At 64.2% G+C, this 13,417-nt stretch carries 13 protein-coding genes; 8 read left to right on the top strand and 5 right to left on the bottom strand.

The window, feature by feature from the left end:
- The first annotated feature begins 45 nt into the window (after positions 1-45).
- Positions 46-1,734 carry a glycosyl transferase family 90 gene (locus IE224_RS02815; protein WP_191307922.1) on the top strand — a complete coding sequence of 563 codons (1,689 nt, stop codon included), beginning with the start codon at positions 46-48 and terminating at the stop codon, positions 1,732-1,734.
- Here the strand turns inward: IE224_RS02815 and IE224_RS02810 are convergent.
- Positions 1,731-2,510, bottom strand: a complete 780-nt coding sequence (locus tag IE224_RS02810) for an SDR family oxidoreductase (protein ID WP_167623237.1) — start codon at positions 2,508-2,510, stop codon at positions 1,731-1,733. The two genes, IE224_RS02815 and IE224_RS02810, sit on opposite strands and share 4 nt — an antisense overlap.
- 155 nt (positions 2,511-2,665) lie before the next feature.
- Between IE224_RS02810 and IE224_RS02805 the strand changes: the two genes are divergently transcribed.
- Positions 2,666-3,580 (top strand): HNH endonuclease, encoded by a 915-nt coding sequence (locus tag IE224_RS02805; protein WP_191307920.1) that lies wholly within the window; start codon positions 2,666-2,668, stop codon positions 3,578-3,580.
- On the opposite strand, the gene rpe is transcribed toward IE224_RS02805, so the two are convergent.
- The 3 genes from rpe to IE224_RS02785 form a co-directional block, all read right to left on the bottom strand.
- The gene (gene rpe, locus IE224_RS02800) at positions 3,581-4,279 is read right to left on the bottom strand and encodes a ribulose-phosphate 3-epimerase (protein WP_191307918.1); all 699 of its coding nucleotides are present in this window, start codon (positions 4,277-4,279) and stop codon (positions 3,581-3,583) included.
- A 429-nt stretch (positions 4,280-4,708) separates the two neighbouring features.
- Positions 4,709-5,377 (bottom strand): flagellar hook capping FlgD N-terminal domain-containing protein, encoded by a 669-nt coding sequence (locus tag IE224_RS02790; RefSeq protein ID WP_229849223.1) that lies wholly within the window; start codon positions 5,375-5,377, stop codon positions 4,709-4,711.
- 12 nt (positions 5,378-5,389) lie between these two features.
- Positions 5,390-6,016, bottom strand: coding sequence for a flagellar hook-length control protein FliK (locus IE224_RS02785; RefSeq protein WP_191307915.1), 627 nt, complete (start codon positions 6,014-6,016; stop codon positions 5,390-5,392).
- 356 nt (positions 6,017-6,372) lie between these two features.
- Between IE224_RS02785 and IE224_RS20940 the strand changes: the two genes are divergently transcribed.
- From IE224_RS20940 to IE224_RS02755, 6 genes are all read left to right on the top strand, one after another.
- Positions 6,373-6,642, top strand: a complete 270-nt coding sequence (locus tag IE224_RS20940; RefSeq protein ID WP_229849222.1) for a rod-binding protein — start codon at positions 6,373-6,375, stop codon at positions 6,640-6,642.
- Entirely contained in the window at positions 6,639-6,956 is a 318-nt protein-coding gene (locus IE224_RS02775) for a hypothetical protein (RefSeq protein WP_167623232.1), read from the top strand. The genes IE224_RS20940 and IE224_RS02775 overlap by 4 nt, the downstream gene beginning before the upstream one ends.
- A 172-nt stretch (positions 6,957-7,128) precedes the next feature.
- The gene (locus tag IE224_RS02770; RefSeq protein WP_191307912.1) at positions 7,129-7,971 is read left to right on the top strand and encodes a flagellin N-terminal helical domain-containing protein; all 843 of its coding nucleotides are present in this window, start codon (positions 7,129-7,131) and stop codon (positions 7,969-7,971) included.
- Positions 7,972-8,039: 68 nt separating this feature from the next.
- Positions 8,040-8,402: a flagellar biosynthesis regulator FlaF gene (gene flaF, locus IE224_RS02765; RefSeq protein ID WP_191307910.1), complete on the top strand. Its 363-nt coding sequence runs from the start codon at positions 8,040-8,042 to the stop codon at positions 8,400-8,402.
- Positions 8,399-8,803 carry a flagellar biosynthesis repressor FlbT gene (locus tag IE224_RS02760; RefSeq protein ID WP_191307908.1) on the top strand — a complete coding sequence of 135 codons (405 nt, stop codon included), beginning with the start codon at positions 8,399-8,401 and terminating at the stop codon, positions 8,801-8,803. The genes flaF and IE224_RS02760 overlap by 4 nt, the downstream gene beginning before the upstream one ends.
- Positions 8,804-8,810: 7 nt before the next feature.
- Positions 8,811-9,587: a DUF1217 domain-containing protein gene (locus IE224_RS02755; RefSeq protein WP_191307906.1), complete on the top strand. Its 777-nt coding sequence runs from the start codon at positions 8,811-8,813 to the stop codon at positions 9,585-9,587.
- Positions 9,588-9,839: 252 nt separating this feature from the next.
- On the opposite strand, the gene carB is transcribed toward IE224_RS02755, so the two are convergent.
- Positions 9,840-13,178 carry a carbamoyl-phosphate synthase large subunit gene (gene carB / locus IE224_RS02750; protein ID WP_191307903.1) on the bottom strand — a complete coding sequence of 1,113 codons (3,339 nt, stop codon included), beginning with the start codon at positions 13,176-13,178 and terminating at the stop codon, positions 9,840-9,842.
- Between the last annotated feature and the right edge of the window lie 239 nt (positions 13,179-13,417).

The raw sequence follows: 13,417 nt of genomic DNA, 5'->3' as shown, positions 1-13,417 counted from the left end.
CCCGCCGCACCCGCCGCAGGGTCGCCGCGCAGCAAGGGGGGCGGCGTGGCGCGGAAATTCTTTCAGATCGGCTTCAACAAATGCGGCACGACCTTTATCGCCAAACTGTTCCAGATGAACGGCTATTCTGCTGTCCACTGGGCCGAGGGCGCCCTGGCCGAGGACATCGGCTATTCCAAGCTGGTCGGGCGCAAGCCCTTGCAACCCTGGGCCGGCGACACGGTGGCCTTTACCGACATGGAATCGGTGCGCTACCTGAACATGCCCATCGTCCAGGGCTTCCGAGAGTTCCGCCTGCTTGACGAAAGCTATCCGGGCTCGGTCTTCCTGCTCAACACACGCCGTGTCGAGGACTGGATCATCAGCCGCTACAGTCACCGCGGCGGCAGCTATGCCCGCGCTCAGGCCCAGATCCGCGGCGTGGCCCTGGGCGATCTTGCCGACATCTGGGCCGCGGAATGGGAAAGTCACCTGGCTGATTGCCGGACCTATTTCGCGGGCCGGGCCGAGTTCGTCGAAATCGACATCGACCGCGCTGCCCCCGGCGATTATCGTGACGCGCTTGCGCCCTGGTTCCACCTGCCGCAATGCCCGCCGCGGCCCGACGCCAAAGCGCGCGCCAACCGCGCGTCCTATCTGCCGGGGCTGGCGAGGATGCTGACCGCCGACGAACCCGCAATCGCGGCGGACGAGCGTGACGCGATGTCCGACGCGGTGGTCGCGGCCGCCTGTCCGGCGCGCCTTGCCGCGGCGGTGCATCGCCATGCCTCGCCCCAGGCAGCGGTGGTCGATCTCGACCGGGACGAGGTCCGTGATCCGGGCGGCGCGGCCCTGCCGCTGCGGCGGGGTCCTGACGGCTTCTTCCATGCCGATCCCGCGTTCCCGCGCCTGTTGCGGATCGCGACCGCCGCCAACGACATTGCGCAGGCTGCGGACCGGGGCATCTACCACATCGACATGACGCCGGGCTTTCCGGGCGATCAGGATGGGCCGCTGCTGGCAGGATGCCGCCGGGCGGGCGCTGCCAATGTCTTCCTGTGTCCAATGCCCTGGATCCACCGGCTGGGCAATGACGGGCATCTGGGTCGCCCCGGCCGCGCAGATCCGCCCTTCCCCGCAAAGCAGGATCGCGCGGTCTTTCGCGGCGGCTTGTCGGGGTATGCGCTTGATCCCGAAGGCCAGCCATTGCGGCCCGCGCATGAGGTAGTGGGGGACGTGTTGGCAGGCGCATCGAAAGCCGATCTGCGCGCGGTGACGCGGGTGGCCTTGGCCCTGCGCCATGCAGGGGCGGCGGATATCGACATCGGCCTGACCCCCGACGCACGCGGGGAAAGGGCGATGCATCGCGCGGGCCTGTCGCATCTGATCGCAGCCCGCGGGGGCGACGATTTCCTGCTGTCGCACCGCTATCTGGTCTGCTTGGGCGCGACCTCGGGCCCCGAGGATTTCCTGCCGCTTGCCAACAGCCATTCTGTCGTCCTGCTGGAGGAGGACGGGTGGGAGATGTTTTCCCGGGCACTGTTCAAGCCCTGGCAGCATTACATCCCCCTGCGCCCAGGTGGGGGCGATTTGCCCGAAAGGCTGGCCTGGGCGCGGGCAAACCCTGGCGAATGCCAGCAAATCTCTGCCCGCGCCCGGGCGCTGTGCAGGCTGCTGGGCGACCGCCGGGCGCGGCAGGACCAGCTTGCGCGGATCCTGCGCCATTATCGCCTGGCGACCGGGCAGGGGGCCTAGATCGTCACGTTCAGGGCGCCGCCGTCCAGCAGGATGTTCTGGCCCACGATGAAACGGGCCTGCTGGCTGCACAGGAAGGCACAGGTCGCGCCGAAATCGCCGGCCGTGCCATAGGTGCCGGTGGGAATGCCCGCCTGCCGCTGGCGGCGTGCATCCTCGATGCTGATGCCCTGCTTGTCCGACACGCCCTTGTCCAGGCTGTCAGCCCGGTCAGTGGCGTGAATGCCGGGCAGGATGTTGTTCACGCAAACCCCGTGCCCCGCCACCTGCCGCGACATGCCGGCGACAAAGCCGGTCAGCCCGGCCCGCGCCGTGTTTGACAGCCCCAGCACCGCGATGGGAGAGCGGACGGATTGCGAAGTGATGTTGACCACCCGGCCCCAGCCCCGGTCCATCATGCCCGGCACAAGCGCCTGCATCAGGGCCACGGCCGACAGCATGTTGGCGTCGATGGCGCGGATGAAGTCGTCGCGGTTCCAGTCGCGCCAGTCGCCCGGCGGCGGGCCGCCTGCGTTCGTCACCAGGATATCGGCCTGGCCTACCGCCTCCAGCACCCTGGCGCGGCCTTCGTCCGTGGTGATGTCGGCGGCGACGGGGGTAACGCTGACGCCGTATCTTGCCGCGATTTCATCGGCGGTGCGGGTGATGTCAGCCTCGGTCCGGCTGTTGATGACCAGATCCACGCCTGCCTCGGCCAGCGCTTCGGCGCAGCCGCGTCCCAAGCCCTTCGACGCCGCGCAGACCAGCCCGCGTTTTCCTCTGATGCCCAGATCCATTGCCATCTCCTGTTGCTGGCCGCAGGATGCGCGTGGAATGGGGAATGTCAAACATTGCCCGCCATAAGGGTTGAGTGGCATCCCGTCGCCTCGTCCCCTGTCTTCTGGAAAGCGGCGGTTCAGGGACGGGCTGCGAGGCTGGCGCGGGGGGAAGAATGGTCAAGCTGGTCCTGATGCACAAGGCGGGGTCGATCTATGACGATCTGCCCGACCAGGTTTACGATTTCCCGCGGCAGTATCTTAAGGCCATGAAAGAGGCTGTTGGCGACTGGATCGTTTACTACGAGCCGGTGAAGGCGGGACCACGCGGCTATTTTGCCACCGCGCAGATCGACCGGGTCATTCCGAAGCCGGATCAGGACGGGCGCTTTCTTGCACTGATCCGCCCCGGCAGCTTTTTGCCTTTCGACAGAGAGGTGCCGCGGCTGCTTGACGGTAGCCCGCTGGAGTCGGCATTGACAGCCCTTGACGGAACGCCGCTAACGGGAGGGCTTGACCAGTCGGCTGTCCGCCGCATTCCCGAACCAGACTTTGCAAGGATAGTCGACCTTGGCCTGCCGCAGCAACTCGAGGAGATCGAGGCCAGGCGCTACGATCCCCGTTCCTTCGACATGGCCGAAGGCGCCCAAGCGTTCGAGCGCCCGGTGGTCGAGCGTCTGTTGCGCAGATCCTATCGGGACATCGCCTTCCGCCGTAAGGTTCGCGACGCCTATGACTATCGCTGCGCCATTTCGGGGTTGCGGCTGCGCAACGGCGGCGGCCGACCCGAGGTTCAGGCGGCCCATATCCGTCCTGTCGAGCATGGGGGGAGCGATTCCGTTCGCAACGGACTTGCCCTGTCCGGGACGCTGCACTGGATGTTCGACCGCGGTCTGATTTCTGTTGCGGAAGACTGTTCCATCCTTGTCTCGCGCAACAAGGTTCCGGCCGATGTTGTCGACCGATTGCTCTTGCCCGGCGGCAAGTTGATTCCGCCTCGCGACCCAACAGATGCGCCCCATCCCGAAAACCTGCGCTGGCATCGGGAAAACATCTTTGGCCAAACCGCACCGGGCGACGTGGCTTGGTGATCAGGCAGACAGCGCCAGCCCCTGTGCCGCCTCGCGGATGGCGCGGATGTTGCTGCCATAGACCCCCGGCTGCCCGACCGACCCGCCCTTGAACACCGCCGATCCCGCCACCAGCACATCGGCCCCGGCTTTCGCCACGATGGGCGCGGTCCTGGGATCCACGCCGCCGTCCACCTGGATATGGATGGGCCGGTCGCCGATCATGCCGCGCAGGCGGGCGATCTTGTCTACCTGGGAATGGATGAACTTCTGCCCGCCGAAGCCGGGGTTCACGGTCATCACCAGCACCATGTCGGCCAGATCCAGCAGGTATTCGACAGCTTCCACCGGGGTGCCAGGATTCAGCGCGATGCCGGCCTTCTTCCCTGTCGCGCGGATGGCCTGCAAGGTGCGGTGGGGATGCGGCCCGGCTTCGACATGGGCGGTGATCATGTCGGCGCCGGCCTCGGCATAGGCCTCGATATAGGGATCCACGGGTGCGATCATCAGGTGAACGTCCATGAAGGTCTTTACATGCGGGCGGAAGGCCTTCACGGCGGGGGGGCCGAAGGTCAGGTTCGGCACGAAATGCCCGTCCATCACATCGACATGGACCCAGTCTGCGCCCTGATCCTCGATCGCCCGGATCTCTCGCCCGAAATCGGCGAAGTCGGCGGACAGGATCGACGGTGCGATCTTGATGCTGCGGTCGAAGGTCATGGCAGTCCCTTTCCCAATCATTCGGCAGCGGATTGGCGCTTTGCGTTCCGTCCGTCAAGCCTGTCCACATCCAGACTTCCCGCAAGACGCGGCTGGCGTTGATGCCGGGGTCAGAGATCAGGGACATGCGGTCGGCCTGTGGCTTCGTTGAACAGGCGATTTCCACAGGTGTTCCGGGGATGCGGGTCGTCCGGGCGTTCCACGGATACCACCCGGCCCTTGTCGCTAGCAAAGTGGGCCTGCCCGCGGACGTCGTCATCCGAAAGATCCGGAAGAAAGCTGAACTGTCCTTGGCCCAGTTTCATGGGGATGTTCTTTCAGTTTCGCATCGACACCGCGAGCCGGGCGCGAAGAGGGAGCGTCGGCCGAGGCATGGTTGAAGGACACGACCTTCCAAACATCCAGCGCCTGTTTCGGCGGCGGGCAGTCCTAGCCCGGGTCGCGCAGCGCCTCGATCTCGCTGGCCAAGGCCGAGCCGCCGCCCTGGAAGATCAGCTCGATCCCCATGGGCCCGACTTCGGCTTCGGCCACGCGGACATAGGCGCCCACGGGCGCCTTGGCGATGACCTCGCCCGCGCGGCTGCTTTCGATCACGAAGGAATAGCGGCCATCGGCCAGCTTTTGCCCCATGTCGTCGCGGCCCAGCCAGTCGATCTGCCCTTCCCCGGTGCCGATCTCCTCTCGCAGGACCTCTCGGCCCGATTCGTTCAGCGTGACCAGCGTGACGCTGTCGGCGCGGCTGTCGGGGGCGATGTCCAGCGTCAGGGGCTTGTCGCCGAACCAGACGGGACGGGCGGTGCGAACCTCTTTCCCGATCCAGTCGGCGACCTGGCCCAGGCTGCTGCCGGTCTGCATGATCATCATTTCCAGCAGCTTGTTCGTCTGGGCCTGCTGTTCGACCCCGGAAAAGGTCGCAAGCTGGACCGCGAAGTCGCTGCCCTCCATCGGGTTCAAGGGATCCTGGCTTTTCAGCTGCGTGGTCAGCATCTTCAGGAAGGTGTCAAAATTTGCCGAGGCCGCAGCCCCGGCAGCCGAGGCCGGTGAGCCGAAGGCCGCAGTGGCGTTGGTGGCCGGCATGTTGCCGATTGATGAAACCAAGGTGCTTTCCTTTCAGATGCGGATGTCCAGCCGGGCCGGGATCGCTAGGGGCGTCCAGGTTGGCGGTGCGGGGATCATGTCGGTGATATCGGCGCCGGGCCCGGCCGAATCAGGCAGGCGCTGCCGGTCGTCCGGTCCGGTTCCGGTCCCGCCGTCGCCTTGAAACTCGAACGAAGCCTCGGCCATGCCGGCATCGCCCAGGCATTCCTGCAGGAACGCCGAATTGCGGCGCAACTGGTCCAGCACCTCGGGCCGTTCGGCCCAGATCACCACATGCGGATTGTGATCGGGACCGGACATCACCATGCGGATCCGGCCAAGTTCCTCAGGGGCGAGGGCGATCTCGATCCGGTCCTCGCGCGCGGTGACCACTGCCTCGGCGATCTGGCGCACGATGGCCGCCACGGGAACCCTGCGGACCGGCTGGTCCGGCGGGGCGCCATTCGCCTCGCGCGCCGCAATGGGCAGGGGGGGTGCCGGGTCTGAAACCGGCATGTCGATCTGGATGGCGCCCGGATCCGCAGCAAGGCCCGGGTCGGGCAAGGGGATGGGGGCGGGCGATGCAGGCAATGCAGCCGGCGTAGTGGCGGGCTCGGCGGGAATGGCCGTGGTGACCGCGGCCTTTGCTTCTGCAACCATGCGAGGCTCCGGCAGGGTCGCCGGCGTTGCCTTGGGCCCAGTCTGCGGCGACGGAGCCACGGCACTCGTGATCCCTGACAACTCTTCGATCAACATCTGCAGCCGGTCCGGTTGCGCGCGCGCTTCGACCGGCAGGTCGGGTGCGACATCCTCTGCAACCAGTATGTCCGGTTCCTCCTCGATCGTGAATTCTGTGCCCGCCTCCTCCCCCTCCTGAACGGGTTCGGCGGGAATTGCGGCATGAACCATGCCTGCAATCGGTAAACAAAAACTTTCTGACATATCCCGATTCCCCTCGTGATGACCGCATAAATAAAGGGAAGTCATTACGAATTATTTACCGCAAACGGATAGCAGTGGAAATCATCGCCATTGGGAAAACATTCATGCAGGTTAATTCAAGATTTACGGTGAGCACTCCGGCTCCGGTCCCGCCTTCACCCGGCAAACAGCTGGAGCAGGCGTTTCTCGAGGAGATGTTGAAGTATTGCGGCCCCAAGTCGCTTTCTGGGTCGTTCGGCGGTGGCATCGGCGAGGATCAGTTTTCTTCCTTCATGATCCAGGAACAGGCGGCGGCCCTCGCCAGCCGGATCGACCTGGGCTTCGGGAAATGGGTAAGTCAATGAAACCCAGGCATCGTGAACTGCTGGATGGCATCGGCCAGGCGATCATCGCGGGCGACGGCGGCCTGGCCCTTGGCCGGATCGACGCCCTTGCCAAACGATTCGAGCGTGACGGCCTGGACGCCGACGCCAAGGCCCAGATCGACCAATCCTTGCAACACCTGCTGCGCTTGGCCCAGGATTCGGCACGCGGCACGCAGCGGGCCATCGACCAGATCCGCGAGATCGTGCGGAACGCGCGCAGCCTGCAGACCTATGACCATGCGGGACATCGCCAAAGCACGCCAACCAATGCCGTGCTGCCGCAACGGTTTTAGATAAAATCCTTTGTTCTAAGGATTTGAGGCAGGGGGCGATATTCACTATCCGTAAATCACCGACTGCTAGGACTGTGGTCATGCCAAAAGCGGCACAGGGATAAACGCCCAAGGTCAGAAGGCCGATCGTCACAATCACGGATGCAAAGCATCCATTATTCACGAGGATAAGATGTCCAGTATTCTGACCAACAACGGCGCCATTGTTGCCCTGCAGACCCTGAAGAACGTGAACTCCAGCCTGAACAAGGCGCAGTCGGAGATTTCGACCGGCAAGTCGATCAACAACGCCCAGGACAATGCCGCGATCTGGGCTGTTTCCAAGATCATGGAAACTGACCAGTCGTCCTTCAAGGCAATCCAGGCCGGGCTGAACGTCGCCGAGGCCACCGTGGCCACGGCACGGGTTGGCGCGGAGGAGATCACGAAGCTTCTGAACGAGATGAAGACCCTAGCCATTGGCGCTGACAGCGATAGCGCCGACTTCGCCAAGATCAACACCGACATTGTCAACAAGAAGAACCAGATCACGGCGATCATCGACGGGACGCAGATGAACGGTGTCCAACTGCTTAAGACGAACCCTGTTCCGGGCCAGACCAACTTCACCGTGCTGGGTTCGCTGGACCGCACGAACGGCACTGTTGCTACCTCGAAAAACAACATCGAGGTAGCGTCGGCAGGTTTTGAAGTTTCGATCGAGGCGGCGACCGTCACCGCAGTAACCGACCGGGCGTCGGCCGCTACGGCTTTGGGCGAGATCGAAGCCTTGATCAACGTCGCAGTAGTCGGAGCTGCGGCCCTCGGCGCGGCCGGAAAGCGGATCGCTGACCAGTCGAACTTCGTCGGAAAGCTTGCGGACTCGCTCAAGCAGGGTATCGGTTCGCTGGTCGATGCCGACATGGAGGAAGCCTCGGCCCGCCTGCAGGCCCTGCAGACCCAGCAGCAGCTGGGCATCCAGGCGCTGTCGATCGCCAACCAGGCGCCTTCGGCGATCCTCAGCCTGTTCCGCTAATCGACCGGCTCATGGGGGCGCCCTGGCGGCGCCCCTGCTTGCTTGCCTTCAGATCAGGATGATCCACCTTGAACGCGGTTTCGTCTTTTTCCACCCCCCGATATGGAAACGGCATCCTTCGCACTGCGCGGGATGCGGAATATGACGTCTTCTCTCGTGTCACCCGGATGCTGCGCCATGCAGCAGGGGGAAGTCACACCGACCTGATCCAGGCCGTCCACAAGAACAATGAACTTTGGACCATTCTGGCCTCGGACCTGGCCAGCGACGGGAACAGCCTGCCTGACCAGCTTCGCGCCGGGCTGCTGTCGCTTGCCGGATTTGCGTTGCGTCACGGCCACCGCGCCTTGGCGAACGGCGCGGAACTTGCCCCGCTGATCGACATCAACCTGGCCGTCATGCGCGGCTTGCGCCAAGAGGCTGCGACATGAGCGGCCTTGTGTTGAAGCTGGCCCCGAACGAGCGGGTGCTTATCAATGGTGCAGTCGTCGAAAACGGCGATCGTCGGACCAAGATTGCCATTCGCACGCCCAATGCAAATGTCCTTCGGCTCAAGGATGCGATCCATCCGGACCGGGCAAATACCCCTGTCGGCAGGGCCTGCTATATCGCCCAGTTGATCCTGTCCGGCGATGCCGATCTGGCCGAGGGCAAACGCCAGTTGCTGCTGTCGATGGCCCAGCTTTCAATGGTTTTCGCGGATGGCCCCAGCCATGCCATCCTGCAGGAAGCCCGCAGCTATGCCGAAGACGGCGCAATCTATCCGGCTTTGCGAAGGCTGCGCGATCTGCTGCCGCAGGAAGATCTGCTGATCCAGGCGCGCCGCTCATGAGAACATCATGAGCGCAGCGATCGCGGTGGGATTGGGGGGGCTGGCCGGTTGGCGTGTCCTGCAGCGAATGGAGGCGCGGCATGTCGAAACCACGGCAAAGGATCCCCTTGTCCAGCGAGCCACCGGCTATTTCCGCGAAAACCTGACTGCCGCGACCTCGGCCGAGGATCTTGTGGGCGACTACAAGATGCTGCAGGTCGCCCTGGGCGCTTTCGGGTTGGACAAGGACGCCGCGAACAAGGCCTTCATTCGGAAGGTCCTGGAATCCGACTTGGCCGATACGGCGTCCCTTGCCAATCGTCTGGGGGACAAGCGATACCTCAAGCTTGCCAAGGCTTTCCAAGGCCGCAGCAACGCAGGGGCAGCAAGCCAAGCCATAGCCGAGGCCTATGTCCAGCGGCAGTTCGAAAAGCGGGTAGGCGAGGGTAATGAAACATATCGCCTGGCGCTGAACGCCCGCAATGAGGTGAAGGCCTTTGCTGCTCGCGCGTCCAGCGACCGGACAATGTGGTTCGAGGTTTTGGGCAACGAACCTTTGCGGACGGTGTTTGCCGGGGCCTTCGGCCTGAACAAGGCGGTCGCCAACCTTCCCGTTGATCGGCAACTGGAACTGTTCATGTCGGCATCAGAGCGGGTGCTCGGAAGCAGCAGCTTTTCCAAGATCGCCGACGAGGCCTCGATTGACAAGCTGGTGACGCGCTATCTTGCCCTGTCCCAGGTACAGGCCAATACCTCCAGCAACCGCTATGCCGCTGCCATGACATTGTTGTCCCGTCAAAGATGATGGAACGACGGTGGCAGGAACGAAATGTCTGCCAGCAGGACTTCGCTTCCCCTGTCAGGCATCGGCACTGCAAGGGCGAACTGTAGATGCCCCAAGCCGCGGGTGGCGGCTGGGCGGCGGCCGCCAGTGATTTGGGCAGGTGGTCCCGCGCGAGGAAACGTCCGAGTCTGACCTGGTCAACTCGGACCCCGCGATGGTCCAGGGCTGAATATGGCGGAGGCGACCTGAACAAGCAGACCGCCCTCTGGCCCGTCAGGCTTGGAGGCTGCGGACCCCCACTTCCCCTTCCTCGCGCGACTTGATCGCGGCAACGGCGGCGATGCTGCCGGCTGCGGTCGTGAAGTAAGGGATCTTGTCGTACAAGGCTACGGCACGGATTTCCCGCGAGTCGGCGATCGCCTGGGCGCCTTCGGTCGTGTTGAGGACCATCGCTATATCGCCATTCTTCAGACGGTCGACGATGTTCGGACGGCCTTCATAGACCTTGTTCACGCGCACAGCCGCGACACCGGCGTCGGCCAGGAAATCGGCGGTGCCGCTGGTCGCGACCAGGGTGAAGCCCATGGCGACAAGATCGCGGGCGGCATCGGCCAGGGCGGCGGTCTTGTCGGTATCCTTGACCGAGATGAACACCCGGCCTTCGGAGGGCAGTTGCGTGCCCGCCCCCATCTGCGCCTTGAGGAAGGCGCGGGCGAAGTTGCGGTCCCAGCCCATGACCTCGCCCGTCGAACGCATCTCCGGGCCCAGCAGCGTATCGACGCCGGGGAAGCGCGCGAAGGGCAGCACCGCCTCCTTGACCGAGAACCAGGGTGTGATCGGATCTGCCAGCGTCAGCGGATCGGCGAATGGCAGGTCGGTTTCGGGGCCGACGCCCGCGGGATAAGGATCGCGCAGCGGGAAGTTCGACAAGGGTTCCCCCGCCATCAGCCGTGCTGCGATGCTGGCGATGGCGCTGTCGGTGGCCTTGGCGACGAAGGGCACGGTGCGCGACGCGCGCGGGTTCACCTCGAGCACATAGATCGCGCCGTCCTTCAGCGCGAACTGCACGTTCATCAGGCCCTTGACCCTCAGCGCCCGGGCCATTGCGACCGTCTGGCGTTTCAGATCCTCGATGGTGGCGGCATCCAGCGTGTGCGGAGGCAGTGAGCAGGCCGAATCGCCCGAATGGACGCCAGCCTCCTCGATATGTTCCATGATGCCGGCGACATGGACATTCTCGCCATCCGACAGCGCGTCCACATCGACTTCGATCGCGCCGGACAGATAGCTGTCCAGCAGGACGGGATTCTTGCCGGAAACGCTGACCGCGTCCGTGATGTAGCGGCGCAGGTGGTCCATGTCGCGCACGATCTCCATCGCGCGCCCGCCCAGCACATAGGAGGGGCGAATGACCAGCGGAAAGCCGATGCGCTCGGCGATCCGGATGGCCTGTTCGTCGCTGCTGGCGATGCCATTGATCGGCTGCTTCAATTCAAGGTCGTTCAGCAGTTTCTGGAACCGCTCGCGATCCTCGGCCAGGTCGATGGCGTCGGGGGTCGTGCCCAGGATCGGGATACCTTCGGCTTCCAATGCATTGGCCAGCTTCAAGGGCGTCTGGCCGCCGAACTGCACGATCACGCCATGCAGGGTGCCGTTCTCCTGCTCGACGCGCAGGATTTCCAGAACATGCTCCAGGGTCAGCGGCTCGAAGTAGAGACGGTCCGAAGTGTCATAGTCGGTCGAGACCGTCTCCGGGTTGCAGTTGACCATGATGGTTTCATAGCCCGCCTCGGTCAGGGCAAAGCAGGCATGGCAGCAGCAATAGTCGAACTCGATCCCCTGGCCGATGCGGTTCGGCCCGCCGCCCAGGATGACGACCTTCCTGGCCGCCGTTGGGCGCGATTCGCATTCTACGTCGCCCATCGCCGGGGCTTCATAGGTGGAATACATATAGGGGGTCTGAGCCTCGAATTCTGCGGCGCAGGTGTCGATGCGCTTGAAGACCGGCAAGATGCCGGCATTGCGGCGGGCGCGGCGGATTTCGGCCTCGTCGCGCCCGGTCAGATGGGCCAGCCGGGCGTCGGTGAAGCCCATCATTTTCAGACGGCGAAGCCCCTCGGGATCGGTGGGCAGCCCTTGGTGACGGACCTCATGCTCGGCATCGACGATCTCGCGGATCCGCGCAAGGAACCAGGGGTCGAAGCTGGTGACGCGTTGGATTTCGTCATTGCTCATGCCAAAGCGCATGGCCTCGGCGATGATGCGGATGCGGTCCGGGGTGGCGCGGGACAGCGCGGCGATCACGGCGGGCTTGCCTTGTTCGGCCGCCCCCTCGATGGCGATCTCGTCCAGCCCCGTCAGGCCGTTCTCCATCGAGGTCAGCGCCTTTTGCAGCGATTCGTGGAAGCTGCGGCCGATCGCCATCACCTCGCCCACCGATTTCATGGCCGTGGTCAGTTCGGGCTTGGAGCCGGGGAACTTCTCAAATGCAAAGCGCGGGATCTTGGTGACGACATAGTCGATGGACGGCTCGAACGAGGCGGGCGTGACCTTCGTGATGTCGTTGTCCAGCTCGTCCAGCGTATAGCCGACGGCCAGTTTGGCGGCGATCTTGGCGATGGGGAAGCCGGTGGCCTTGGATGCAAGGGCCGAGGACCGCGACACCCGCGGGTTCATCTCGATCACGACCATGCGGCCGTCAGCCGGGTTGATCGCCCATTGCACGTTCGATCCGCCGGTTTCCACGCCGATCTCGCGCAGCACGGCGATGCTTCCGTTGCGCATGATCTGGTATTCGCGGTCGGTCAGGGTCAGCGCCGGGGCCACGGTGATGGAATCGCCCGTATGAACGCCCATCGGATCCACGTTCTCGATGGAGCAGACGATGATGGCATTGTCGTTGCGATCCCGCACCACCTCCATCTCGTATTCCTTCCAGCCCAGCAGGCTTTCATCGACCAGAACCTGTGCCACAGGGCTGGCATCCAGGCCCGAACGCACGATCCGTTCGTAATCGTCGCGGTTATAGGCGACGCCGCCGCCGGTCCCGCCCAAGGTAAAGGCGGGACGGATGATCGCGGGCAGGCCGATTTCCTCCAACGCGTCCATCGCCTGCTGGACGCCCGCGTTGACGTCGTATTTGCCGCTGGGCAGCTTCGGCGCGGCGACGATGGTGGCCTTGGGGTTTTCCAGCCCGATCCGGTCCATCGCCTCGCGGAACAGCTTGCGATCCTCGGCCATCTCGATGGCGGCACGCTGCGCGCCGATCAGTTCGACGCCATAGCGGTTCAGCACGCCCATGTCGGCCAGGGCCAGGGCCGTGTTCAACCCGGTCTGCCCGCCCATCGTGGGCAGCAGCGCGTCGGGGCGTTCCTTGGCGATGATCTTTTCGACGATTTCAGGGGTGATCGGCTCGATATAGGTCGCGTCGGCCATTTCCGGGTCGGTCATGATGGTCGCGGGGTTCGAGTTGACCAGGATCACCCGGTAACCTTCCTCGCGCAGGGCCTTGCAGGCCTGGGCGCCGGAATAATCGAACTCGCAGGCCTGGCCGATCACGATGGGGCCTGCGCCGATGATCAGGATCGACTTGATATCGGTTCTTTTCGGCATGGTGGTCCCTCGGGGCTGGCGGCTTGCAAATCGTCCGGGGTTATAGCCATGCGCGGTGGGACCGCAAGGCAAGACAACGGGCTTTTGCCCGTTTGTTGCAGAAACCAGAACAGGCCGCAGCCAATCGACAGCAGGATGGCAAATCCCTGACGGGTGGACAACCCGCCCCGACAGGCATTCCGCTGCCGGAAGGCCGGCCGTGGTTTCTGCAAGGGACGTGGAGGGCAGGGGCGTCAGCG

Source organism: Paracoccus aerius (genome assembly GCF_014656455.1).
GTDB lineage: Bacteria > Pseudomonadota > Alphaproteobacteria > Rhodobacterales > Rhodobacteraceae > Paracoccus > Paracoccus aerius.
The sequence above is the reverse complement of the archived record's forward strand: the minus strand, read 5'-3'. Positions and strand labels throughout refer to the sequence as shown.

What these genes read in the sequence shown, in the direction of transcription:
- IE224_RS02805 (WP_191307920.1), top strand. Translation starts at nt 2,666, where the DNA reads ATGGTCAAGCTGGTCCTGATGCACAAGGCGGGGTCGATCTATGACGAT.
- IE224_RS02760 (WP_191307908.1), top strand. Translation starts at nt 8,399, where the DNA reads ATGAGCGGCCTTGTGTTGAAGCTGGCCCCGAACGAGCGGGTGCTTATC.
- carB (WP_191307903.1), bottom strand. Translation starts at nt 13,178, where the DNA reads ATGCCGAAAAGAACCGATATCAAGTCGATCCTGATCATCGGCGCAGGC.
- IE224_RS02785 (WP_191307915.1), bottom strand. Translation starts at nt 6,016, where the DNA reads ATGGTTGCAGAAGCAAAGGCCGCGGTCACCACGGCCATTCCCGCCGAG.
- IE224_RS02755 (WP_191307906.1), top strand. Translation starts at nt 8,811, where the DNA reads ATGAGCGCAGCGATCGCGGTGGGATTGGGGGGGCTGGCCGGTTGGCGT.
- IE224_RS02770 (WP_191307912.1), top strand. Translation starts at nt 7,129, where the DNA reads ATGTCCAGTATTCTGACCAACAACGGCGCCATTGTTGCCCTGCAGACC.
- rpe (WP_191307918.1), bottom strand. Translation starts at nt 4,279, where the DNA reads ATGACCTTCGACCGCAGCATCAAGATCGCACCGTCGATCCTGTCCGCC.
- IE224_RS02810 (WP_167623237.1), bottom strand. Translation starts at nt 2,510, where the DNA reads ATGGATCTGGGCATCAGAGGAAAACGCGGGCTGGTCTGCGCGGCGTCG.
- IE224_RS02775 (WP_167623232.1), top strand. Translation starts at nt 6,639, where the DNA reads ATGAAACCCAGGCATCGTGAACTGCTGGATGGCATCGGCCAGGCGATC.